The sequence below is a fragment of the Streptomyces hilarionis genome (assembly GCF_024539675.1).
GTDB classification, from domain to species: domain Bacteria; phylum Actinomycetota; class Actinomycetes; order Streptomycetales; family Streptomycetaceae; genus Streptomyces; species Streptomyces hilarionis.
In genome coordinates this window covers 1-255 of record NZ_JAHHIT010000800.1, presented here as the reverse complement: position 1 = coordinate 255, position 255 = coordinate 1, and the positions used below count along the sequence as shown (strand labels likewise).

At 52.2% G+C, this 255-nt stretch carries 1 protein-coding gene; it reads left to right on the top strand.

Annotated elements, in window-relative coordinates:
- Nucleotides 1–24: 24 nt before the first annotated feature.
- Nucleotides 25–255, top strand: a 231-nt coding sequence (locus KMS84_RS44725) for a hypothetical protein (protein WP_256921636.1), incomplete at its 3' end; no start/stop codon positions are given.

The following is a 255-nucleotide window of genomic DNA, read 5'->3' as shown; positions in this document are numbered from 1 at the left end:
ATCACGCCAGAGGATGCAAAGAAGATGATCGGTTTGGCGAAGAAGGGTGCCGCAGCATGTCGCCAAATCCTTCTTGGCGTTTGCTCGAGTCGCAAGCCTTGTCCGTACGGAGGAGTCGACAACATTGCTCATTGCGGGGGCGGTGATTCGGAGGATGAAAAACCTTGCCCTGATGTGCTGTATGACTCAGAACGATTGGACGCAGTCGATGATCTTGAACATGTCCTCAAAGAGCGGCTTGTTAATGCTCAGTAC